Consider the following 23,734-nt stretch of genomic DNA (forward strand, 5'->3'; position numbering starts at 1 on the left):
TCTGTGAACCGGCCCGCATCCGTCAAGCCCGACAACTTCTTCCTGCTCATCTATCGTGCACTGCGCCAGCGACGCGTTCCGCTGGTTTTGCGGGTGGCCAGCCACACCCTGCTGCTGGTTGCGCTGGCGTTGGTTATCTATGCCTGGGTCATGGGCATGCAATTCAAGCATGCGATGGAACAGCAAGCCGATGCCCTGGGCCAGAGCCTGCTCACCCAGACAGCCGCCTCGGCCACCGACCTGCTGGTAGCCAACGACATACTCAGCCTTAATGTGTTGTTGAGCAATCTGGTTAAGAACCCGCTAGTGGCGCACGCCGCGATTTACAGCGTCGACAACCGGGTGCTGGCCGAATCAGGCACGCGCCCGCAGCGGAACCTGCTGGGCGACGAAGAAGGCCTCTACTCCGCGCCGATCAGCTTCCAAGAGGTGATCGCCGGACACCTGCGCATCAGCCTCGACATGCGGCAGTTTCAGCAACCCATGACCATCAGCCTGCAAAGCATGGGATTGCTCAGCCTGATCCTCCTGGCACTCACGCTGACACTCAGCATGCGCCTGGGCCGGCAGCTTTCGCTCCCCTTGATGCAGTTGCGCCTGTGGCTACGCGATCCCGACGATCCGGCGCCCGGTGCCGGCCGACAGGATGAGATCGGCGATTTGGCTCGCCAACTGCAAGCTCGTCTGGTTCCCGAAGAGCCCGAGCCGGAGATCGAGCTGGACGAGAGCATGCAGGACATCTACTCGGCGCACTTCGATGTCCCGGCGGCGGCGCCAGCTACGGACTACGAGCGCTCAGCACCCGATCTCGGCAATCGCCTCGACGATGAAGAGGAACACGAGCGCATGCCCTCGGAGATTGGCATAGCCGACACGCCGATCGAGGCAGACGACCTGGATCCGTTCGATGAGGACCCGCCCTTCGAGGAAGCCAAGCCACAACGGAGCCCCGTACCGGCAGCGGTCGCTCCCGCGACGCCCGCGCAACCCGGCAAAAGCGCAGTGCTGGCGATTCAACTCGGCGCTCAAGAACAATTGCGTCGCCTGCCACGTGCACGCCTTACCGAGCTGCTGCAGCGCTACAGCGACTGCTTACAGCAGGCCGCCACCCTCTATCAGGCCGAGCTGCACACGCTCAACGATGGCAGCAGCCTGATGCTGTTCCACAGCCAGGACGACGAGCAGAACTACCTGACCCACGCCCTGTGCTGCGGCGAGCTGATGCGCGCACTCGGGCACGCTCTGCAGATCGAGGTAGCCGACAGCGGCATCACCCTGCAGCTGCAACTGGGGCTGACCCAGGGCGAAGGTCTGTATGACCTCAGCCAGGGCGACCTGCTGCTCAGCGCGCCAGCGCAGGCAGCGCTGGCGATGTCCCAGCACAGCCGCAATCTGCTATTGGTCGAGCGCGGAATTGGTGAGGACAGCCTGATTCGTCAGCGCGCGCGCATCCGCTCCATTGCCAGCCCGGAAGGTGCCTGCTGCGTCGAGCGCCTGCTCGAACCCTACCCGTCTTTGCTCGAGCGCCAACTCGCGCGCATGCACGAGCTTCGCAATCGCATCACCTGACGCCGGCGTCGACCAGAACCCCAGCCTGCTCGACGGAGCCTTGCGGGACGCAGGCCGATAAAACCCATACAGCACGAGGCCCGACGGGGAGCGCTTATCGCCTCCCAGTCGGGCCTCGTCTGAAATCAGCTTATGAGAATTTCAGAAACGAAAAACTTCCAGATCGGTCCTGATCGGCTCGACCGCGGGAATCGCCGGGGGTGATGACGCCGGCTTACTCGGCGCCTTGCTGACGTTTTGCTTTACGCGCGCCTTGGCGATCACCATCGGCTCGACAGCGGATGCCATCATCTCGCTCAGTCGCTGCAGCAACAGGCTCTGCGCACGTACCTGGTCAGCAGTACTCCCCTGATGCTCCTCCTGCAGCCGGATCAGGCGACTACCCTGGCGCTTGCCCTGCTTGTCCAACAGGCGCCATTGCGCCTCCAGCACCGCGGGATGCTGCGGACCGGAATCCAATCGGGTTATTTCGAGCTCGATCTGCACGTCGGGGCTGAACCCTTTACTGCCGGGGCTCAGCTCGACGCTCTGGGTCTTCAAGCGCCAAGCCAATTGGCGCAACAGCAGCTGATTGATATCGCCTTGCAGATCGCCGGCCCAGCGAGCCTGCTGGCCATTGGCGGCCAGGCTCCCATCCGGCAAACGTTGCAGCAGTGCATCATGCTGTAGATAGTCGGCCAGCGTTACGGGGCCCAGCAGTATCGACGCGCCGTCTGCCGCTTGCGCAGGCATTTCCACAGTACCGTTGTCGAGTCGGTACATCGGCACGGGTTGGGTCACGCAGCCAACGAGGCTGGCACAGGCTAGTAGCAAAACAGTTGTGAGGCGCTGCACGTTCGTCTCTACCTTGGCACCGGACCGGATGATGCGGTACGCCAGCGGACATCTGCCCGCTCCGTTACGTCTGCCACCTAGTCGCCGTACCGATTGTTTTAATTCCCGATGCGACTGAGGAGCGCAGCAACCGCATCGCGAATCGCGATGAAAATTCGAAGGCCACTATCTTCCGTGAAACGGCTGCTGGAAGCCAGCCTCTAATGGACTTCCGTCTCAGTTAACCGCCTCGACCAACAGCGCGTCCACGCGCTGGAAGCCGCGCGGCAGCTTGTTCCCGCGCCGCCCGCGCTCGCCCTTGTAGTGCTCCAGATCATCGGCCCGGAGCGACAAAGTGCGCTTGCCGGCTTGCAAGACCAGCGTCGCGCCCTCGGGCAGCACGGCGAGATCCGTCAGATACTCATCACGGCTGGCGACGCGATCGCCAGGAATGCCAATGATCTTGTTGCCCTTGCCCTTGCCCAGCTGCGGCAGATCGCGGACCGGGAACACCAGCAGGCGGCCTTCGGTCGTGACGGCGGCCAGCCAGTCCCGATCGCGATTCCTCAACGGCCGAGGTGCGACCACGCGTGCGCCAGCCGGCAACGAAAGCAACGCCTTGCCGGCTTTGTTCTTGGCCTGCAGATCCTCGCCCTTGACCACGAAACCGTAACCGGCGTCGGACGCGATGACGTACAGCGCCTCGTCATCCGGCAACAGCACACATTCGAAGCTGGCGCCCGGCGGTGGCGTCAGGCGCCCGGTCAGCGGCTCGCCCTGGCCGCGTGCAGAAGGCAGCGAATGCGCCGCCAGCGAGTAGCTGCGCCCGCTAGAGTCGATGAATACCGCGTACTGGTTGGATCGGCCCGCTGCAGCGGCCCGGAAACCATCCCCGGCCTTGTAGGAAAGCCCGGTAGCGTCGATGTCATGGCCCTTGGCGCAACGCGCCCAACCCTTCTCGGAGATCACCACCGTGACCGGCTCGGAAGGCAGCAATTCGTTTTCCGAAAGCGCCCGCGCCTCGGCGCGCGCCACGATAGGGGAACGGCGCTCGTCGCCATAGGTTTCGGCGTCGGCGATCAGCTCCTTGCGAACCAGTTTCTTAAGCTTGGCTTCACTGCCCAGCAGCGCCAGCAGCCGTTCCCGTTCCTTGGCCAATTCGTCCTGCTCACCGCGAATCTTCATCTCTTCGAGGCGCGCCAGCTGCCGCAGACGGGTATCGAGAATATAGTCGGCCTGTAGCTCGGACAATTCGAAACGTGCCATCAGGACCGGCTTGGGCTGGTCCTCGGTACGAATGATATGGATCACCTCGTCGAGGTTGAGGAAGGCCACCAGCAGGCCTTCCAACAGGTGCAGGCGCTTCTCGACCTTGTCCAGACGGAACTGCAGACGGCGGCGCACGGTACCGATGCGGTAGGTGAGCCACTCGCTGAGCAGCACCTTGAGGTTCTTCACCTGAGGTCGGCCGTCGAGACCGATGACGTTGGTGTTGACCCGGTAACTGGATTCCAGCTCGGTGGTGGCGAACAGGTGCTGCATCAATTCGTCAGCGTCGACCCTGTTGGAGCGGGGAATGATGACGATCCGGCAGGGGTTCTCGTGGTCCGATTCATCGCGCAGATCGGCCACCATCGGCAACTTCTTGGCCTGCATCTGCGCGGCGATCTGCTCCAGCACTTTGGAGCCAGACACCTGATGCGGCAACGAAGTGACCACGATATCGCCATCTTCGACGCGGTACACAGCGCGCATGCGTACTGAGCCGCGGCCGGTTTCGTAGATCTTCAGCAGGTCGGCGCGTGGCGTGACGATTTCCGCCTCGGTCGGATAGTCCGGGCCTTGCACATGCTCGCAGAGCTGTTCAACCGAGGTGTTCGGCTCGTCGAGCAGGCGCACGCAGGCGGCGGCGACTTCGCGAAGGTTGTGCGGCGGCACGTCGGTGGCCATACCCACGGCGATACCGGTGGTACCGTTGAGCAAAAGGTTGGGCAGCCGCGCTGGCAGGGTCGCCGGCTCGTCGAGCGTTCCATCGAAGTTCGGCACCCATTCTACCGTGCCCTGCCCCAGCTCCGACAGCAGCACCTCGGAATAGCGCGACAGGCGGGCCTCGGTATACCGCATGGCGGCAAAGGACTTCGGATCGTCCGGCGCGCCCCAGTTACCTTGACCGTCGACCAGCGTGTAGCGATAGCTGAACGGTTGCGCCATCAGCACCATGGCTTCGTAGCAGGCCGAATCGCCGTGAGGGTGGAACTTGCCGAGTACATCACCAACGGTACGCGCCGATTTCTTGTGCTTCGAATCGGCGTTCAGCCCCAGCTCACTCATGGCGTAGATGATCCGCCGTTGCACAGGCTTGAGGCCGTCGCCGATATGCGGCAGTGCGCGATCCATGATCACGTACATCGAATAATTGAGGTAAGCCTGCTCGGTGAAGTCGGCAAGGGAGCGACGCTCCACGCCGTCCAGGCTCAGGTCGATAGTTTCGCTCATGGTCGATCCGTGGCGTGTTGGCGCAGCACCAGGGTGCCGGCGCGCTGGGTGAATTCGAGTTGTTTCAAGGCGCTCATGCCAAACAGCACCTCTTCTCCGCCAAAGCCTGGCGCGATGAGGGCGGGCACGTTTTGCAGCACGATGTCGCCAAGGGCAAGGCTGTCGAGCACCGTACGATAACCGGTCGTCCGACCGTTGGCGGTCTGCAGCGTCACTGGGGCGCCGCGGGGCAAAACAAGGCGTTCCGCCAGCTCGGCTGGTATTGCCACGTCGGTTGCCCCGGTGTCCAGCAGAAAGGTCACCGACTGGCCATTGATCAGCCCGTCAGCAATGAAGTGGCCCTGGAAATTACTTTCCAGCCGCACCTCGACCTGATCGCCCCGCACCACCGAAACGGGTTCACTATTGGGATTGAAGCGACTCTGCTCCCAGTCGGCGAAGAGCCGCGTGGCCAGCAGCAAACCCGCCCCCCACGCCAGCACCAGCATGACGCGGCCGGCGCGCCGGCCGGCAGGCTGGGTCACTGCTTGGCACCCCAGCCGCCCTTCGGCGCGGCGAAGCGCCAGACGACCGGCCGCTTTTCGCCGTCGGCACGTGTGAGCCCGTTGTTGTCGACGCCGATCCAGGCACCCTCGGCGTCTACCCACAGTGCTTCGGCATTGCCGAAGGGCGTGTCATAGCGACGCGAATCCGCCAAAGCCGTGGCGGCATAGCTCCAGCACGCTTCGCTATCGCCGGTCGCCGGCTTGCGCCGACAGATCTGATGCCGAACGGGCTCCAACGTGAATAGCTTGTCCCGATGAAAAGCCAGGCCGGAAAAGCGTCGCGGCTGGTCGTTTTCGTTCATCGCCGCAGGCGGTGACTCGCGCCCCCCTTCAGCTAGCAATACGCAACCGCCAGTGCATTGCCAGACGCTCTGCTTACGATGCATAACCATCAAACCGCGGCGACTATGTTCGGCCGCAAGCCACAGCCGATTAGCCTCCGGATCGACAGTGACGCCCTCGAACATGGCGTTGAACTGAAGCAGCATTCCGCTCGCGCGTGCCTGACGGACCAGGCCATCCGGCAGGTTCAGCCACTCCGCCGTGCCCGCCGGGCTGACCCGGAGCACCGCCGCGTGCGCTTCGCTGACCAGATAGCGATTGCCGAGGCTGTCGCAACTCAGCCCTTCAAAATCCATCTCACCACCGCGCACCATGCCGGTAAGGGCGGCCCGTATGCGCACACCCCATGACAAACCAGTGTTCGGTACGGGCGGTAGCTCGAATTGCTCGGCTTCGGCACGCCAGACGGTTTCACTTGCATCCAGGCGGTATAACAGATCGTCCTCCCGATCCGAGACAGCCCAGAGTCCGTCACCGCACCAGGCCAATCCCGACAAGTTGCCATGAGCGATTCCCTCGACAGGATGCTCGCTGACCAGCGCCAGCTCCTGAACATCGCCGACAGCCCAGACCGGTACCACCAGCGCGATCAACAGCGCAATCCAGCGACGGTTCAAATCAGCACCTCGGCGAGGTTACCCTTGGATTCGAGCCAGCTTTTGCGATCACCGGCGCGCTTCTTGGCCAGCAGCATGTCCATCATTTCACGGGTGCCGTCGAAATCATCGAGCGTCAACTGCACCAGTCGGCGTGTGTTGGGATCCATAGTGGTTTCGCGTAGCTGTGGCGGATTCATTTCGCCAAGGCCCTTGAACCGGGTCACCTGAGGCTTGCCACGGCGCTTCTCGGCCAACAGCCGATCCAGAATGCCGTCGCGCTCGGCCTCGTCCAGGGCATAGAAAATATCCTTGCCCAGATCGATGCGGTACAGCGGCGGCATCGCCACATAGACATGCCCGGCGTCGACCAGCGGGCGGAAATGGCGAACGAACAACGCGCAAAGCAGGGTCGCGATGTGCAGGCCGTCCGAGTCGGCGTCGGCGAGGATGCAAATCTTGCCGTAGCGCAGCTGTGACATGTCCGCCGCACCGGGATCCACCCCGATGGCGACCGCGATGTCGTGCACTTCCTGGCTCGCCAGCACCTCGCCGCCATCGACTTCCCAGGTATTCAGAATCTTGCCACGCAACGGCATGATCGCCTGGAACTCCTTGTCACGGGCCTGCTTGGCCGACCCTCCGGCGGAGTCACCCTCGACCAGAAACAACTCGGAGCGCGCAGGATCCTGTCCCGCGCAATCGGCCAGTTTGCCGGGAAGCGCCGGGCCCTGGGTGATGCGCTTGCGTTCGACCTTCTTGCTTGCCTTGAGCCGGCGCCCGGCGTTGCTGATGGCCAGTTCGGCAAGCTGCATGCCCAGCTCAGGGTGCGCGTTGAGCCAGAGACTGAAGGCATCTTTGACCACACCGGAGACGAACGCCGCGGCCTCCCGGGAAGACAGACGCTCCTTGGTTTGGCCGGAAAACTGCGGCTCTTGCATTTTGGTCGACAGTACGAAGGCGATCCGCTCCCAGACGTCCTCGGGCGCCAGCTTGACCCCGCGTGGCAGCAGATTGCGAAACTCGCAGAACTCACGCATGGCATCCAGCAGGCCCTGACGCAGGCCATTGACGTGGGTGCCGCCCTGCGCGGTAGGAATCAGGTTGACGTAGCTTTCCTGGACGCTGTCACCCCCCTCGGGCAGCCACAGCAAAGCCCAGTCGACCGCCTCCTTGTTGCCGGCCAGGCTACCGCAGAAGGGCTCGTCAGGCAGGCGAGCGAATTCGCTCACGGCATCGACGAGATACGAACGCAGGCCGTCTTCGTAGTGCCACTCGACCTTTTCACCGGTGTTCTTGTCCTCGAAACTGACGTTGAGTCCTGGACACAACACGGCCTTGGCCTTGAGCACATGCTTGAGCCGGCTGATGGAAAACTTCGGCGAATCGAAATACTTCGGGTCGGCCCAGAAATGCACGCTGGTGCCCGTGTTGCGCTTGCCGACCGAGCCGATGATGTCCAGCTCACTGGCTTTGAATCCGTCGGCGAAGGCCATGCGATATTCGCTGCCGTCCCGTTTGACCGTCACCTCGACCCGGGTCGAAAGGGCGTTCACAACGGAGATGCCAACCCCGTGCAGCCCCCCGGAAAACTGATAGTTCTTGTTGGAGAACTTGCCGCCGGCGTGCAGCTTGGTGAGGATCAGCTCAACACCCGAGACGCCCTCCTCCGGATGGATGTCCACGGGCATGCCGCGGCCGTCATCGATCACCTGAAGGGAATTGTCCTGGTGCAGAATCACCTGGACGGAGCTGGCATGACCCGCCAGCGCCTCGTCGACACTGTTGTCGATGACCTCTTGGGCCAAATGGTTGGGCCGAGAAGTGTCGGTGTACATGCCCGGACGCTTGCGCACCGGATCCAGGCCGGAGAGGACTTCAATGGCTTCTGCGGTGTAAGACATGGGCGTCTCGTGATGTCCTTATAAATCGGAGAAATCGACGTCTGCGAAAATCGCCGGATCGAAGCCGGCGAACGCCAGCAGGGCGGGAAGCCGCTCGGCGAAACCCTGGAAGCCGTGATCGCCACCGGCCTGGATGCGTACCGCGCACCCCCTGTAGAAGTCGGCCGCCTGACGGTAATCGAGGGTTTCATCGCCCGTCTGCAACCAGACCTGATACCGTTCGGCGTCCCGGGGTGGCGTCACTTCCAGCTCAGCCAGCGCCACCACGTGGCCCTCGGTAAGTTCCCAGACTTCGCCCGTGTAGAGATTGGTCTGCGGCCCGAGATAGCCATCGAAGCGACGGTGCGGCGTCACGGCCGGATTGATCAGTAGAGCCTTGAGTCCGTGACGCTCGGCGAGGTGCGTTGCATAGTATCCGCCGAGCGAGCTGCCGACCAGCACGGGACGCCCCAACTCGGCGATGGCCGCTTCCAGCTGAGCGATGGCATGCCGCGGATGATGGTGCAGCGCGGGTACCTGTAGCCATGCGCTCATGCCGATACGGCCCAACGCAGCGGTCAACTGGCTGGCTTTTTGCGACCGTGGGGAGCTGTTGAGGCCGTGCATATAGAGGATGGCGGGTTTCGTGCGTGTCATGCGGATTCGCTGAGCTGACAAAAGACGGAAAGGCTACTAGGCGAGCCGCGCTGGCTGCAAGCTGCATGAACCGAGTCGTGCGCGAACCCGGCTATGCGATTGCGAACGGGCCGAAGCAGCCGGTTCTCAGTAGCCCTTGACGCTGTAGTCGACTTCAAACGTCGTGCCGACCACGCGAGAGACGCCGGTTTCGAGCCGCCCATCAGCATAGAGGCGCAACCAACGGTATCCCGGCGCACATGTATCGACCTGGAAATCTTCGCTGCCCGGAGCGAACTGCACGCCGGTGGACGGTGTGGCGAGGAGTCGAACGTCACCGCGCAAGGCGTCGAATTCCTGATGAATGTGCCCCCAGAGCACCGCTTGAACGCATGGAAAACGATCAAGCACGGCAAACAGCGCGTCGCGGTTGTGCAGCCCGATGCTGTCCATCCAACGGCTGCCGATGGTGACCGGATGATGATGCAGACAAATCAGGTGATGACGCTCAGGGGCGTCCCGCAGGGTCCGCTCGAGCAATGCCAACTGATCGTCGCGGAGCATCCCGAATACCGAACCCGGCACCAGCGTATCGAGCAGGATGACCCGCCATGCGCCGATGTCCAGCACGGGCAGCATGATCTCGCTGCCGCGGGTAGCTTCCTGCATCGCGGCCAGCTCGTCATGGTTGCCTGGGCACCAGCGCACCGGAGCGTCGATACGTTCGGAAAGCTGACGAAAACGTTGGTAGGAGGCCAACGAGCCGTCCTGCGAAAGGTCGCCCGTCGCCAGCATCAGGTCGATGCGAGGCTGCTCGTCGAGAACGAGATCGACAACGCGCTGCAGGCTTTCGCCCGTATCCAGGCCCAGCAGCTTGCCACCCGCCTCGGCAAACAGATGACTATCGGTCAACTGCACGAGCAGTACCGAGTCTTTTTCAGCAGTGAGGGTCGACGCAGCCAAGCCCCGTCTCCTTTGGCGAAATGGCAGACGAATTATGGTGGCTGGTGGTCGCAGGGGTAAACCACGCGATGCGGGCATGTATCACAGAACACACTGCAAGCGAACCCGCGCGATGGCTGCAGCGAAAGACGGTCATGTTTCTAGTGCAGCGAATGTCTCAACGTCGATCGCCGCTTACAGCACCGGCTCGAGCTCATGACCGCATGCCAGGCAGTGACCGAGCCATTCGCCGAGGAACAGATTGAGCTGGTTCTTTTCGTCAGGCTGGTGCATCTGCGCGTTGGGGTAGCTGTAGATTCCTCGGAAACGCCGGGCATTTTCGGCACTGATGACCTCAGCCATACGCGCATCGTGATAGACCCGCACCTCCATCTGCGGCACGGGCAGCCAAGGCAGGCAATCCTGCTGGCTGATCTGCACAGTGGTGGTATAGGGGCAGCTCTCCATCACCTTCAGCACGAGCACGCCGAGCAGCCGATCACCCTGACTCATGGCGATTCGACGCGTCTCCGGCTGGTTACGCATATCGGGCAGCAGGCGCATCAGCCGCAGGTAGTTCGCCTCGCAGGCCGCCTGCAGCTCCAGCAGGTCGACGCGGTATCGTTCGCGCGTTCGCCTCATGTCCATGCCCCCCTGATTTCGTCACGATTCAAGGCCAGCCACTGCAGCGCGATGATGCTCGCGGCGTTGTCGATGCCACCGTCGCGCACCGCTTGCAGCGCCCGCTCGACCGACCAGACGTGTACGCGGATGTCCTCGCCCTCTTCATCCAGGCCGAACACGCCGCCCGCATTGGAGCTGTCGCAATGTCCGACATAAAGATGCACCCGCTCGGTGCTGCCGCCCGGCGACGGGAAGTAGGTCGTCACCGGCCACAACTCGGCGACCTCCAGTCCTGCCTCCTCGACCGCTTCGCGACGTGCCACCTCTTCCGGTTGCTCGTCCTTGTCAATCAGACCGGCGACCAGTTCGATCAGCCATGGATTCGCGACTTTCCCTATCGCACCGACTCGAAATTGTTCGATCAACACGACCTCATCCCGGCGCGGGTCGTAAGGCAACACGCAGACCGCATCGTGACGGACAAACAACTCACGCTCCAGCTGGCGGCCCATGCCACCGCTGAACAGACGATGACGCAACTGTAGGCGATCCAGGCGATAGAAGCCGCTGAAGCATTGCTCTCGCTCAACGATCTCGACATCATCCGGGCCGGGGTTGAAAGTATCAGTCATGAATCACTCACATATCGGTTTGTCCGCGCCTGCGGCGACGGAAAGGCTGCAACCGTCACGGCGTGAGCGGTCTCTCAGGTGTCATCGTAGCGCGCCGTTTCTTCAGGCGCAGCCCTTTGCAGACCACTCGCATGGGGAAAAATTGCTTGTCGCCCGTTTACGAACTTCCCAACTCGTTGGCACTCGAAACCGCACCTCAACCCCACAAGAGCCATGAAGCATTGATGCCCGTTCGCCAAACCTTTGCACTGATCGCCCTTAGCCTGTTACTCAGCGCCTGCCAGCACCTTGGCGGGGAGCGGCCCGTCGAGGTTCGACAGATCATCAGCGAGCAACGCCCCGCCGGCTGCCCTGAACAGGACGATGGTTGCCCACTGGTGAATATCGATACCCAGCTATTCGCCGATGAGCCAGCCTTGAACGCGCTGATCGACCAGCGCCTGCGCAAGATGACCGTGAACAGCCCAGATGCGAAGGTGCCGGCCACTCTGGAGGGCTATCAGCGGGATTTTCTGCGCGACGCCGAGCGCGGCTGGAGCAGCTATTTGCAGGCCAAGTTGCGCGATCAGCATGACGCCCTGTTGGTCATCGAGCTGTCGAGCTATCTGTACACCGGAGGCGCCCACGGCATGCCGGGCCGCGGCTTCATCAACTATGACCGCGAGCAGGACCGCGAACTGGAGCTTGCCGACATCCTCCTTCCCGGCAAGGAAGGCGCCTTCTGGCGGGTCGCCGCTCAAGCGCATCAGCGCTGGCTGGTGGCCAACCAGCATGACGCCGCGTTTGCTCGACAGTGGCCGTTCCAGCGGACCGCCAATGTCGCCCTGCTACGTGACAAGGTGCTGCTCAAATATGACGTCTACAGCATCGCACCGTATTCGAGCGGTCATCCTGAGCTGGAAATTCCTTACCAGGAACTCGCCACTATTCTGAAACCGGCGTACCTGCCGTAACTCGACCGAAAAGGCTCAGCAACAATAACAACCCGCCGGACAGGAACAGTGCCGGCAGGCTGGCGCCGATCTCAGGCCAGGCGCTGGCCAACACATGGTAGGTGACCACGCCACAACCCCAGGCCAACAGCGTCTGCCAGCGAAAGGCCGCGCTGCGCGCCGGCAACAGGCCGCGGCGCCGGAGCAGGTAGTGATCCACCAGCACCACGCCGAACAATGGCGCGAACACCGAGCCGATCAGCAACAGGAAATTCTGATATTCGGCCAGCGGCGCGAGCCAGGCGATAAAGGTGCAGAGCACACCGATGGCCAGCGCCAACCGCTCGACCTTGAAGGGCAGCAATATGCCAACCGACACCGCCGCTGAATGGATGTCGGCAAAAGCGTTTTCCGATTCATCGAGCAGAATCAGCAACAGAGGGATACCCAATCCCGCGCCGGCCAACGCCAGCAGCAACGCGTTGACTTCACCGCTATCGGCAAAGGCCAGGGTGTAGGCCACGCCCAGACTCATCAGCCAAACGTTGCCGACAAAGAATCCGAGGACGGTACCGCCGAAGACGCGCCGCGCCGCCTTGCCGAAGCGCGAGTAATCGGCGATCAGCGGCAGCCACGACAGCGGCATAGCAATAGCAATGTCGAAGCCCAGCGCGAAGGGCAGCGAGCCATCACCCTGACGCCCCCAGAGCGCACCAAGATCGGCTTTGTCGAACAGGTTCCAGGTCAGCCAGACGCAGGCACCGAGCAACAGCCAGATCCCCCACTTGCGCAGGATTCGGCGCACGAACGTCAGCGGCCCGGTGATCGCCAGCAGCGTGGCCAGGGCACCGAAAAACAGCGTCCAGAATGCAGGGCTGAGCAGCCAGCTCTGCTCACCGAACGCACGGGCAGCGAGGAGGCTCGCCGCGTCACGCATGATAATGATTTCGAACGCGCCCCAGCCGACCAGTTGGACGAGATTGAGCAGCGCGGGCAATACCGCACCGCGATCACCCAGCGTGCGCTTCAGGTTGGCCATCGACGACAAGCCGGTATCGCTGCCGATTACCGCGACTGCACCCAGCAACAGCACACCGACTGTGGTGCCGCTGACGATCGCCAGCAAGGCGTCACTCATGCCTAGTCCCGGCGCCAGCAAAGCGCCGAGCTGCAGCACCATCAGACCGATACCGAGGGAGAACCACAAGGAAAACAGATCACGCCCGCCGAAGACACGGTGTTCAGCGGCGATGATCTGGTGCGGGGAATAACGACCTGGAATGTTCACATTGTTATCTCAGAGAAGCCGGTTGCCCGGCGCACAACCGTGAGCGCGAGTGTTTCGACTCAGAATTGGCCAGCAGCGCGCGCTGCGGCGCTCATCACCCGATTGAGCGGGCGCCGCTTCGACAGGTTGTACCCGCCCGACGGTTATAAAAAACCATGACCCTACGTAGGGTGGATCACGCTTCATCGATCCACCGACGGCGGCATCTCGGGTGGATGTGAAAAGCGACATCCACCCTACGAATCCAGGCAGGCATACACGCGCCCGCGGGAGCGGCCCGCGGCCGCGAACCAGGTGACCCCGACGGATCACAGGCTGCGTTCGCGGCATGGCGCGCTCCTACGGAAGCATCGTCACACCTGCTTGTAGATCACCGATCCTTCGTCCTTGAAGCGCGAGGATTGCTCGGCGAAACCGGCTTCGATAGCCTTCTGCTCATCAGTCAGGCCGTTCTCTTTGGCGTATTCACGCACTTCCTGGGTGATCTTCATCGAGCAGAACTTCGGCCCGCACATGGAGCAGAAATGCGCCACCTTGGCCGAGTCCTTGGGCAGTGTCTCGTCGTGATAGCTGCGTGCCGTGTCCGGATCCAGGCCGAGGTTGAACTGATCTTCCCAGCGGAACTCGAAGCGCGCCTTCGACAGCGCGTTGTCGCGGATCTGCGCCCCCGGATGCCCTTTGGCGAGATCGGCAGCATGCGCGGCGATCTTGTAGGTAATGATGCCGGTCTTGACGTCATCCTTGTTCGGCAGGCCCAGGTGCTCCTTAGGCGTGACGTAGCAGAGCATGGCGCAACCGAACCAGCCGATCATCGCCGCGCCGATACCGGAGGTGATGTGGTCGTAGCCGGGCGCGATGTCGGTGGTCAGCGGACCGAGGGTATAGAACGGCGCCTCGTCGCAGCATTCCAGCTGTTTGTCCATGTTTTCCTTGATCATCTGCATCGGCACATGGCCGGGGCCTTCGATCATGCACTGCACGTCGTGCTTCCAGGCGATCTTGGTCAGCTCGCCGAGGGTTTCCAGTTCGCCGAATTGCGCGGCATCGTTGGCATCGGCGATCGAGCCCGGGCGCAGGCCATCGCCCAGCGAGAAGCTGACGTCGTAGGCCTTCATGATTTCGCAGATTTCCTCGAAATGGGTGTAGAGGAAATTCTCCTTGTGATGCGCCAGGCACCACTTGGCCATGATCGAGCCGCCGCGGCTGACGATCCCGGTGACGCGCTTGGCGGTCAGCGGTACGTAGCGAAGCAGCACGCCGGCGTGGATGGTGAAATAGTCCACGCCCTGCTCGGCCTGCTCGATGAGCGTGTCGCGGAACAGCTCCCAGGTCAGGTCTTCAGCGACGCCATTGACCTTCTCCAGCGCCTGGTAGATCGGCACGGTTCCGATCGGTACCGGTGAGTTGCGAATGATCCACTCGCGGGTTTCGTGGATGTGCTTACCGGTGGACAGGTCCATCACCGTGTCAGAGCCCCAGCGGATGCCCCAGGTCAGCTTGGCCACCTCCTCTTCAATCGAGGAGCCCAGCGCCGAGTTACCGATGTTGCCGTTGATTTTCACCAGGAAGTTGCGGCCGATGATCATCGGCTCAAGCTCGGTGTGGTTGATGTTCGCCGGGATGATGGCGCGACCGCGGGCCACTTCGTCACGGACGAACTCGGCGGTGATCTCCTTAGGGATTGAGGCGCCGAAACTTTGCCCGGCGTGCTGCTCGGTGAGCAGGCCGGCGGCGCGTGCTTCCTGCAGTTTCATGTTTTCGCGGATGGCGACGAACTCCATCTCGGGCGTGATGATGCCCTGACGCGCGTAATGCATTTGGCTGACGTTCTTGCCAGGCTTGGCGCGGCGCGGGTTGCGTACGTGGGCGAAGCGCATCTTGGTCAGCTCGGCATCGGCCAAGCGCTGCTGGCCGAAATGTGAAGTCAGCCCATCGAGCTGCTCGGTGTCGCCACGGTCGTCGATCCAGGCCGAACGCACGTCGGCCAAGCCTGTGCGTACATCTATCTGTACGTTCGGGTCGGTATAAGGGCCGGAGGTGTCGTAGACCAGCACCGGCGCGTTGATCTCGCCACCGAAATCAGTAGGTGTCACGTCCAGAGTGATCTCACGCATCGGCACGCGGATGTCCGGGCGGGAACCCTGGACGTAGATTTTCTGCGAACGCGGGAAAGGCTGAATCGACCCCTGGTCGACCTGGGCTGATTCACTTAGGTTTTGTTGTTCTGCACGCATCAGGCTAGCTCCTCGAAAGTTGTCGGAGCGAACCTGAAAAACACGGCGGGAAAAGGGCATCGGGCGCGCCGGGACTGGCGCCGAGAGAGCTGGCCGAAAGACTGGCGAGCACATCTTGTTCCCTACGCAGGCCTTAACCTGATCAGGTTCAACGGGATCCGGATTATCCGATCTCAGCCTTTCACTCAAGGCACCCCGACAAGAACAGGATCGAGTGTAATCAAGAGCTCGAGGGAAAGCCACGCCGAACCAGCCGTATGCGACCGTCGGGTCACATCTCCAAGCGCCATCCAGCCGGCTCAGTTCCGTCTCCATCGGACCTGGCGCGGCGGCGCCAAGCACCTTGACCGCTCGCCTGACGGCGCATAGCCTTGCCCATCACTTCGCTTCAAGGAAAGACGCACATGCTGCGCAGACTCACGCTGGCACTCGCCGTGACCGCCGCCTCGTCGGGGCTGGCATGGGCCGAGACTGCACCCTCGCTTTCCAGCCGCACCGACCTGATCAGCGTCTATCGTCAGGCCGTCGAAAATAACGCCGATCTAGCAGCGGCCAGAGCTCAGTACCAGGCTACGCAGGAGATCGTGCCGCAGGCCCGCGCCGGCCTACTGCCGAACCTTAGTGCTGGAGCCGAGACCAGCCATACCCGCACCGACGTCGACACCAGCGCCGGCTCGACCTCGTTGTCACGCAGCGGCACTGTCTATCAGGCGACGCTGAGCCAGCCGATCTTTCGTGCCGATCGCTGGTTCCAGCTGCAGGCGGCCGAAGCCGTCAGCGAGCAGGCCGCGCTTGAATATTCCATTGCCGAGCAGGATCTGATCCGCCTGACAGCTCAGGCTTACTTCGCCGTGCTGCGCGCGCAGGACAACCTTGCCGCCGCCAAGGCCGAAGAAGCGGCCTTCCGGCGGCAGCTCGATCAGGCCGATGAACGCTTCGAAGTCGGCCTGTCCGATCGTACCGACGTGCTCGAGGCCCAGGCCGGCTTCGATACTGCTCGCGCGAACCGGATGATCGCGCAACGCCAGGTCGATGATGCCTTCCAGGCACTGTTCACCCTGACCAACCACGAATACCTGGCCTTGGAAGGCATCGAGCACAGCCTGCCGGTGTTGCCACCGGTTCCCAATGACGCCAGCGCCTGGGTCGAGACGGCCGCGCGACAGAATCTCAATCTGCAAGCGGTCGACCAGGCGGTGATTGCTGCCGAAGAAACCCTACGCCAGCGCCGTGCCGGCCATGCCCCGACGGTCGATGCCATTGCCCGCTACAGCAAAGGTGATAACGACAGCCTGGGCTTCACCAATACCGGCACCATGGATATCCCAGGCTTCGATGTGCCGCGTTACAACGGTGACGTCGAACAGGCCAGCATCGGGCTGCAACTGAACATTCCACTGTACAGCGGTGGTTTGACTACCTCGCAAGGTCGTGAAGCCTTCTACCAACTGACTCAGACCGAGCAACAGCGCGAGAGTCTGCGCCGCCAGGTGGTGGAATCCACCCGCAATCTGCATCGCGCAGTCAATACGGATGTGGAACAGGTCGAGGCACGCCGGCAGTCGATCGTGTCCAACCAGAGCGCACTGGAGGCGACCGATATCGGCTACCAGGTAGGCACGCGCAACATCGTCGATGTCCTGGATGCTCAACGGCGTCTGTTCGCCGCCGTGCGCGATTACAACAATGCGCGCTATGACTACATCCTCGACAACCTGCGCCTGAAGCAGGCCGCCGGCACACTCAGTCCAGGCGACCTGGAGGATCTGCAACGCTACCTGAAGGCCGACTACGACCCGGACAGCGACTTCCTGCCGCCGGATCTTTCAGAGAACATCGGCAAGCCGGTTCGCGTGGAGTAGGCCAGCCTGACGGCGGCGCCGGTGAAAGGCACAGTCTGTATGCCCGATCGACCCGCCGAGCGAAAGTAAAGGTGATGCAGAGGAACCGCATCCACCCCAGAAAGCTTCTGATACCGGCTCCCGCCTCAGCGTTCGAGCAACCGCCCCAGCGCCGTTAGTAGCCGCTCCAGCGCGCCCTGATTATTTTTCAACACGTCGTATCCCGCGGCTCGGGCCCGCTCGGCTCGCTCCGGCTCGTCCCAGAACGCCGTGATTTCAGCCGTCAGCTCCGGAGCGCTGTCAATCTCCTTTAGCGCACCGGCATCTCGCAACTGCGCGGCAATATCGAGGAAGTTGAACAAGTGCGGCCCCGTCAGCACGGGCTTGCCGAGCGCGGCGGGCTCCAGCAGGTTGTGCCCGCCGGTGGGCACCAGGCTGCCGCCGACAAACGCCACATCCGCTAACGCGAACAGAAACAGCAGCTCGCCCATGGTATCGCCAAGCAGCACCTGCGTCTGAGCCAGCGGCGGCTCGCCAAGCGAGCGTCGAACGGTGGCAAATCCCTGTTTTCGGCACAGCTCGTACACCGCCCCAAAGCGTTCCGGATGGCGCGGCACCAGGATCAGCAAGGCTTCGGGATGCGTGCTTAGCAACTGCCGATGGGCGGCCAGCAAAATCTCGTCCTCGCCGGTATGGGTACTGGCGCCGATCCAGATCGGTCGATCCGAAGCACGCCACTGCTGCCGCAGCGTCTCCGCCTGCGTCGAGAGGGCCGAGTCGATACTCAGGTCGAACTTGATCGAACCTGTCACCTTCACGCACGCGTCGCGTGCGCCGAGCTGGCGAAAGCGCACGGCCTCGGCCTCGGTCTGCACAGCGATGAGGTTCAACTCGGCCAGCATCGGGGCGGTCAACCGCTTAAAACGTGCGTACCCCCGTGCCGAGCGCTCGGACAATCGGGCATTGGCCAACGCCACGGGAATATCGCGACGTGCACACTGATGAATGTGGTTAGGCCACAGCTCGGTTTCCATCACCACCGCCAGTTTCGGCTGCAGCCGTTGCAGAAAACGCGAGGCCGCCCAGGGCAGATCGTAGGGTAAATAGCAGTGCTGCACCGTATCGCCGAACAGGGCCCTGATCCGCTCGGAGCCGGTCGGCGTCATGCAGGTCACGGTAATCGGCAATTGAGGATGGCGCGCGCTGAGCTCACGGATCATCGGCGCGGCGGCGATGCTTTCACCCACCGACACGGCATGGATCCAGATACCGCCAGGCTTGAACGCTGGCAAACCAATTGCGAGGCGCTCACCAATGCGCTTCGAATAGGCCGGAGCACGCCGGGAGCGCCATAACAGCCGTACGAGGATTAGCGGCAAGGCGAGATGGAAAAGCAGGGTATAGAGGGTACGATTCATGGCCGCGGAGCTTAGCAAAGGCATCTACGCAACGGCCACAGCGATGACGGCGAGAAACCGCAGCGGCAGTCGAGAACTTGTCCGCATTGCCGCAGCCGAATGAACCGTAGCGCATATAGCGCTCCCTTACCCGTCCGGAGACTCTATGACTGGCTACATCTATCTCGCCATCGCCATTACCGCCGAGGTGATCGCCACCACGTCCATGAAGGCGCTGGACGGCTTCAGCCGCCCGCTGCCGCTGTTTCTGGTGATCGCGGGCTACAGCCTTTCGTTCTGGATGCTTGCCCTGGTGGTCAAGACCATCCCGGTGGGAATTGCCTACGCCATCTGGGCCGGCCTCGGCATCGTCCTGGTGAGCGTCGCGGCCGCACTGATCTATCAGCAGAAGCTCGACCTGCCGGCCGTGCTCGGCATGGCCCTGATCGTCGCTGGTGTGGTGGTGATACAGCTGTTTTCCAGCAGCACGGGCCACTGAGGCCGCCGCCAGGCGACAGATCAAGCCGATTGGCGAGCGGTTATACTGCGCGCCTGATTTCTCAATGAGGCCCGCCCATGTCCGATTCCCTGAGCACCGACGTCCTGATCGTAGGAGGTGGCGTCGCCGGCCTTTGGCTGAACGCGCGCCTGCGTCAGCAAGGGTATTCGACCCTGCTGGTCGAAAGAGGCGTACTCGGCGGCGGGCAAAGCGTCAAATCGCAAGGGATCATCCATGGTGGTACCAAGTACGCATTGAGTGGTGCGCTGACGGGTGCGTCGGAAGCCATCGCCGACATGCCGCGCCGCTGGCGCGACGCCTTGGCCGGCGACGGCGAGCTGGATCTCTCCGGCGTCCAGCTGCTCTCCGATGCACACTATCTATGGTCTCCCGGCACGCTGACCGGCAATCTCACCAGTTTTTTCGCCAGCAAGGCGGTGCGCTCGCGCGTCGGTCAGGTCAAGGGTGACGAGCTGCCCCCAGCACTGCAGGACCCACGTTTCAAAGGCAAGGTCTATCGGCTCAGCGAGCTGGTGCTGGACGTACCCAGCCTCATTCAACGCTTGGCGGAGCTGGCTGGCCCCGGCCTGCTGAAGGCAGACCGGATCGAACCGCTCAGAGACAACGGCGAGCTGACCGGGCTGGTCATCGATGGCCGCGCCATCCGCGCGCAGCGCATCGTCCTGACCGCGGGCGCCGGCAACGCCGACTTGCTGAATGCCTTGGGTCTCGCCCAACCTTCGATGCAAAAACGCCCGCTGCATATGGTCATCGTCAAGGCGGCCACGCTCAAGCCGCTCTATGCCCACTGTCTCGGCGCCGGCTCCAAACCACGAATCACCGTAACCAGCCATCCGGCCGCCGACGGCGAATGGGTCTGGTACCTGGGCGGCGATCTGGCCGAAGCGGGCGGTGTCGCGCGCAACGACGCGGCTCAGATCGCAGCGGCGAAGAAAGAGCTGGCCGAACTGGTGCCCTGGATCGATCTCTCCTCAGCGCAATGGGCCACGCTGCGCATCGATCGCGCCGAGCCAGCCCAATCTGCACAAGCACGACCAGACAACGCCTTTCTCGCGGAACAGGGGCGGTTACTGGTCGGTTGGCCGACCAAGCTGGCGTTATCGCCAGATTTCGCCGACCGTGTTCAAACGGCACTGGCTCGCGACGGTATCCGCCCTCAGCAGCACTCTCCGTTACCCGAGTTGCCTCAGCCTTCGGTCACAGGACCCTTTTGGGAGGGGCTGCTGCCATGACTGCGACACTGCACGACCTGCATCGGACACTGGGCAGCACCGGCCTGACGGTCTCGCCATTGGGCCTCGGCACCGTCAAGCTGGGCCGCGATCAAGGTGTCAAATACCCCAGCGGCTTCAGCATCCCGAACGATGCGCAGGCGCGCCATTTGATCGAACTGGCCCGCGATCTGGGCATCAACCTGATCGACACCGCGCCGGCTTACGGGGTCAGTGAGCAGCGTCTGGGGCCCTTGCTGCAAGGCCAGCGCGATCATTGGGTCATCGTCAGCAAGGTGGGTGAAGAATTCATCGACGGCCAGTCGCATTTCGATTTCTCGCCCGCCCACACTCGCCTCTCCGTCGAACGCAGCCTCAAGCGGCTGCAGACCGACCGGATCGACCTGATGCTGGTGCATTCCGATGGGCGCGACGTCGAAATTCTGCGAGACAGCGGCGTTTACGAGACGCTTGCCGAGCTCAAGCGCGAGGGCAAGATTCTCGGCTATGGCCTCTCCGGCAAAACCATCGAAGGCGGCCTGCTGGCGCTCGAACAGGGCGACTGCGCCATGGTGACCTACAACCTCAACGAGCAGACCGAACGTCCGATACTCGACTACGCTGCATGCCACGCCAAGGGCATCCTGATAAAAAAGGCCTTGGCCAGCGGTCACGCCTGCTTGAAATCAGGCGAGGACCCGGTGCGAGCAAGCTTCGAGCTGCTGTTTGCGCATCCGGGTGTGGGCGCAGCAATCATCGGCACCATCACCCCACAACACTTGACAGATAACGTGCGTACCGCCGCAGCCGTTCTATCCCAACAACAATAAACACGGCCAAACGGCCGCCTACTGCCAGGAGGAGCCGAATGCCGCGCGTGCTGATCCGCAAGAACCCCACCGCATTCAAGACGCTACCGTTACTCGTAGAGGCCAGCCCGGAGCATCTCCGTTACCAGAGCCTCGGCCGGCCACTGAACTTCAGTGAGATGCTCGAACGGCGGCGATCGGTCCATATCGAGGATCCGGCGCGGTTCAGCCTCGAATTGGCTAACCTCGGCGTATCAGTACGCCTGACGCTCTGCTGGCAGGGCCAGGAGTACTGGGTGCTGGTGCGTCAGCAGCGGCTGGATCGCGGTGATGTGGTCCTGAAGCTGATTTCCGGCTATGTGCCGGCACATGAACTCAGCCTGCCATTGCTGACAGCCATTCAGGAGGTCGCCGAAGAATGCCTGCTGGAAACCCCGGAAGGCTGGCTTGCCGGTCGCTTCGGCGATATCTGGCTACCCGCGCCCTATCAGGGCAGCTTGCGCTATCGCGAAGCGGTGCATTTCAATCTAGCGTCGCTGTCCGGCTCGGCCCGACCGGTCCAGTGCGGCCAGATGACACTGATGGAACGCCCGAGGGCATACGTGCATCTGCCAACTGCATCGCTGCAGCTGGTCTACGACATGCGCCTGGAGCTGCCAAAGGAAACCCGGGAACTGAGCTTGTTCCACGTCGATGAGCGTCTCGAGGACGGCAAATTGGTTGCGCAGCTCGATCGCAGCCGCCCAGACCTGTATCTGATTCCGCTGCACCAGGGGCGACCGACCGCGGCGTTGCTGACCCTGCGCAAGGGCCAGCCGATACCGGCAAGCACGCGTGGGCTGTGGCTATCGGAAAGCTTTGCGCCGCAACATGAATGGATCGTGCGGGACGAGCGCATCCGCTGGCGTGACTGGATCGATACGACCACCTCCGCTGCGTGTCGATAACAGCCAACGCCGGCTGGCGAGCTCGGCGCTCGCCGATACGCTTCAGCGGCTGCGGATCTTCTCGACGATTGCGGTGGTCGAGCTGTTTTCCACCAGCCCCAGAACCTTCACGACACCACCGTAGGCGGTGACCAGATCGGCGCCCACAACCTGATCGACACCATAGTCGCCACCCTTGACCAGGATGTCCGGCTTCACCTGCGCCAGGAGATTTTCCGGCGTGTCTTCCGCAAAGCAAACGACCCAATCCACCGCGCCGAGACCGGCCAGGACAGCCATGCGGCGGTCGACCGAATTGATCGGGCGCCCGGGGCCCTTCAAACGACTCACCGAGCCATCGTCATTGACCGCGACGATCAGACGATCGCCCTGCGCACGGGCCTGCTCCAGATAGGTCACATGCCCCGCATGCAGAATATCGAAACAGCCATTGGTGAAGACGATCTTCTCGCCTTCGGCGCGGGCGTCGTCGATAACGGTGAGCAACTGCTCGAGCGTCATCACGCCACGCTCGGAACCTTCCTCACGCTGTACGGCACGACGCAATTCGGGAGCGCTGATACAGGCGGTACCCAGCTTGCCGACAACGATACCAGCGGCCAGATTGGCCAGCGCAACGGCCTGCGGCAATTCCTCTCCGGCTGCGATCGCCGCAGCCAGTGTGGATATAACGGTATCGCCAGCGCCGGTAACGTCAAATACCTCGCGCGCGCGCGCCGGCAGGTGAAGCGGAGAATGCTGCGGGCGCAGGAGTGTCATGCCATGCTCGCCACGCGTCACCAACAAGGCCCCCAGCTCCAGGTCATGCATCAACTCGGCACCCTTGGTCACCAATTCGGCTTCGTCCGCGCAATGCCCGACGATGGCCTCGAACTCACCGAGATTCGGTGTGATCACCGAAGCACCACGGTAGATTTCGAAATTCTTGCCCTTCGGATCGGCCAATACCGGAATGCTGCGCTGGCGCGCAGCCTGGATCAACGCCTGGTGGTTACGCAACGCACCCTTGCCATAATCGGAGAGGATCAACACCTTGACGCCATCCAGCAACGCGTCGACCTGTCTCAACAGAGCAGCCGGGTCGGTGTCGAAGGGCTCCTCGAAATCCATCCTCAACAGCTGCTGATGACGGCTCATGACCCGCAGTTTGATAATCGTTGGCTGATGCTCGATGGATTGAAAATGCGCCTTGACCCCGGCCGCCGCCAAGCTATCCGCCAGACTTTGCTGCGCCTCATCGACACCGGTAACGCCAACCAATTCCGCCGGCGCACCCAGCGCGGCGATGTTGAGCGCAACGTTCGCCGCACCACCCGGCCGATCCTCCACCTGATCGACCCTGACTACCGGCACCGGCGCTTCCGGCGATATCCGAGAAGTCCCGCCATGCCAGTAACGATCGAGCATGACGTCGCCAACCACCAGAACGGAGGCTTGGTCGAATCGGGGCATGGATAGCTTCATAAAGGGGCTCCGC

At 62.6% G+C, this 23,734-nt stretch carries 20 protein-coding genes and 1 riboswitch; of the genes, 7 read left to right on the top strand and 13 right to left on the bottom strand.

The window, feature by feature from the left end; all coding sequences use genetic code 11:
- Nucleotides 1–3: 3 nt before the first annotated feature.
- Nucleotides 4–1,569, top strand: coding sequence for an AhpA/YtjB family protein (locus MCB86_RS12690; protein WP_239611148.1), 1,566 nt, complete (start codon nt 4–6; stop codon nt 1,567–1,569).
- A 141-nt stretch (nt 1,570–1,710) separates the two neighbouring features.
- Here the strand turns inward: MCB86_RS12690 and MCB86_RS12695 are convergent, their stop codons facing one another.
- The 9 genes from MCB86_RS12695 to nudF all read right to left on the bottom strand — a co-directional run bounded on the left by MCB86_RS12695 (nt 1,711) and on the right by nudF (nt 11,078).
- Nucleotides 1,711–2,403: a PqiC family protein gene (locus MCB86_RS12695; protein WP_239611149.1), complete on the bottom strand. Its 693-nt coding sequence runs from the start codon at nt 2,401–2,403 to the stop codon at nt 1,711–1,713.
- Nucleotides 2,404–2,619: 216 nt separating this feature from the next.
- On the bottom strand, nt 2,620–4,878 hold the full coding sequence (parC, locus tag MCB86_RS12700; protein WP_045163847.1) for a DNA topoisomerase IV subunit A: 2,259 nt from the start codon (nt 4,876–4,878) through the stop codon (nt 2,620–2,622).
- A complete protein-coding gene (locus MCB86_RS12705) occupies nt 4,875–5,402 on the bottom strand; it encodes a TIGR02281 family clan AA aspartic protease (protein WP_239611150.1) in 528 nt (175 codons plus the stop codon). The genes parC and MCB86_RS12705 overlap by 4 nt, the downstream gene beginning before the upstream one ends.
- Nucleotides 5,399–6,382: an esterase-like activity of phytase family protein gene (locus tag MCB86_RS12710; RefSeq protein WP_045163849.1), complete on the bottom strand. Its 984-nt coding sequence runs from the start codon at nt 6,380–6,382 to the stop codon at nt 5,399–5,401. Before MCB86_RS12710 ends, MCB86_RS12705 begins: the two co-directional genes overlap by 4 nt.
- Nucleotides 6,379–8,265, bottom strand: a complete 1,887-nt coding sequence (gene parE, locus MCB86_RS12715) for a DNA topoisomerase IV subunit B (protein WP_045163850.1) — start codon at nt 8,263–8,265, stop codon at nt 6,379–6,381. The genes MCB86_RS12710 and parE overlap by 4 nt, the downstream gene beginning before the upstream one ends.
- Nucleotides 8,266–8,283: 18 nt before the next feature.
- Nucleotides 8,284–8,901 carry a YqiA/YcfP family alpha/beta fold hydrolase gene (locus MCB86_RS12720; protein ID WP_239611151.1) on the bottom strand — a complete coding sequence of 206 codons (618 nt, stop codon included), beginning with the start codon at nt 8,899–8,901 and terminating at the stop codon, nt 8,284–8,286.
- A gap of 126 nt (nt 8,902–9,027) precedes the next feature.
- Nucleotides 9,028–9,843: a 3',5'-cyclic-AMP phosphodiesterase gene (gene cpdA / locus MCB86_RS12725; protein WP_045163852.1), complete on the bottom strand. Its 816-nt coding sequence runs from the start codon at nt 9,841–9,843 to the stop codon at nt 9,028–9,030.
- A gap of 174 nt (nt 9,844–10,017) precedes the next feature.
- Complete coding sequence (locus MCB86_RS12730; RefSeq protein ID WP_080890663.1) at nt 10,018–10,470, bottom strand: DUF1249 domain-containing protein; 453 nt, start codon at nt 10,468–10,470, stop codon at nt 10,018–10,020.
- Nucleotides 10,461–11,078, bottom strand: a complete 618-nt coding sequence (nudF, locus tag MCB86_RS12735) for an ADP-ribose diphosphatase (protein ID WP_045163853.1) — start codon at nt 11,076–11,078, stop codon at nt 10,461–10,463. The genes MCB86_RS12730 and nudF overlap by 10 nt, the downstream gene beginning before the upstream one ends.
- A 224-nt stretch (nt 11,079–11,302) precedes the next feature.
- On the opposite strand from nudF, the gene MCB86_RS12740 reads away from it, so the two are divergent.
- Nucleotides 11,303–12,031: a DUF3298 and DUF4163 domain-containing protein gene (locus MCB86_RS12740; RefSeq protein WP_045163854.1), complete on the top strand. Its 729-nt coding sequence runs from the start codon at nt 11,303–11,305 to the stop codon at nt 12,029–12,031.
- Here the strand turns inward: MCB86_RS12740 and cytX are convergent.
- Together cytX and thiC are read right to left on the bottom strand one after the other, a co-directional pair.
- Entirely contained in the window at nt 12,003–13,298 is a 1,296-nt protein-coding gene (gene cytX / locus MCB86_RS12745) for a putative hydroxymethylpyrimidine transporter CytX (protein ID WP_239611152.1), read from the bottom strand. The two genes, MCB86_RS12740 and cytX, sit on opposite strands and share 29 nt — an antisense overlap.
- Before the next feature lie 353 nt (nt 13,299–13,651).
- Complete coding sequence (gene thiC, locus MCB86_RS12750) at nt 13,652–15,535, bottom strand: phosphomethylpyrimidine synthase ThiC (protein ID WP_239611588.1); 1,884 nt, start codon at nt 15,533–15,535, stop codon at nt 13,652–13,654.
- Nucleotides 15,536–15,634: 99 nt separating this feature from the next.
- Nucleotides 15,635–15,740, bottom strand: a riboswitch (TPP riboswitch).
- Nucleotides 15,741–15,936: 196 nt separating this feature from the next.
- Here thiC and MCB86_RS12755 point away from each other — a divergent pair.
- Nucleotides 15,937–17,394 (top strand): TolC family outer membrane protein, encoded by a 1,458-nt coding sequence (locus tag MCB86_RS12755; RefSeq protein WP_045163857.1) that lies wholly within the window; start codon nt 15,937–15,939, stop codon nt 17,392–17,394.
- 125 nt (nt 17,395–17,519) lie between these two features.
- Here MCB86_RS12755 and waaA read toward each other — a convergent pair whose 3' ends face one another.
- Entirely contained in the window at nt 17,520–18,791 is a 1,272-nt protein-coding gene (gene waaA / locus MCB86_RS12760) for a lipid IV(A) 3-deoxy-D-manno-octulosonic acid transferase (protein ID WP_239611153.1), read from the bottom strand.
- Between the two features lie 145 nt (nt 18,792–18,936).
- Between waaA and MCB86_RS12765 the strand changes: the two genes are divergently transcribed.
- The 4 genes from MCB86_RS12765 to MCB86_RS12780 all read left to right on the top strand — a co-directional run bounded on the left by MCB86_RS12765 (nt 18,937) and on the right by MCB86_RS12780 (nt 22,257).
- Nucleotides 18,937–19,269, top strand: coding sequence for an SMR family transporter (locus MCB86_RS12765; RefSeq protein WP_045163859.1), 333 nt, complete (start codon nt 18,937–18,939; stop codon nt 19,267–19,269).
- Between the two features lie 77 nt (nt 19,270–19,346).
- On the top strand, nt 19,347–20,522 hold the full coding sequence (locus tag MCB86_RS12770) for an FAD-dependent oxidoreductase (protein WP_045163860.1): 1,176 nt from the start codon (nt 19,347–19,349) through the stop codon (nt 20,520–20,522).
- Complete coding sequence (locus tag MCB86_RS12775; RefSeq protein WP_239611154.1) at nt 20,519–21,331, top strand: aldo/keto reductase; 813 nt, start codon at nt 20,519–20,521, stop codon at nt 21,329–21,331. The genes MCB86_RS12770 and MCB86_RS12775 overlap by 4 nt, the downstream gene beginning before the upstream one ends.
- 38 nt (nt 21,332–21,369) lie before the next feature.
- A complete protein-coding gene (locus MCB86_RS12780) occupies nt 21,370–22,257 on the top strand; it encodes a hypothetical protein (protein ID WP_045163862.1) in 888 nt (295 codons plus the stop codon).
- Nucleotides 22,258–22,299: 42 nt separating this feature from the next.
- Here the strand turns inward: MCB86_RS12780 and hldE are convergent, their stop codons facing one another.
- On the bottom strand, nt 22,300–23,721 hold the full coding sequence (gene hldE / locus MCB86_RS12785) for a bifunctional D-glycero-beta-D-manno-heptose-7-phosphate kinase/D-glycero-beta-D-manno-heptose 1-phosphate adenylyltransferase HldE (protein WP_239611155.1): 1,422 nt from the start codon (nt 23,719–23,721) through the stop codon (nt 22,300–22,302).
- Nucleotides 23,722–23,734: the final 13 nt, after the last annotated feature.

It is taken from the genome of Pseudomonas sp. KSR10, from assembly GCF_022355455.1.
In the GTDB taxonomy this organism is placed as follows: Bacteria; Pseudomonadota; Gammaproteobacteria; order Pseudomonadales; family Pseudomonadaceae; genus Stutzerimonas; species Stutzerimonas stutzeri_E.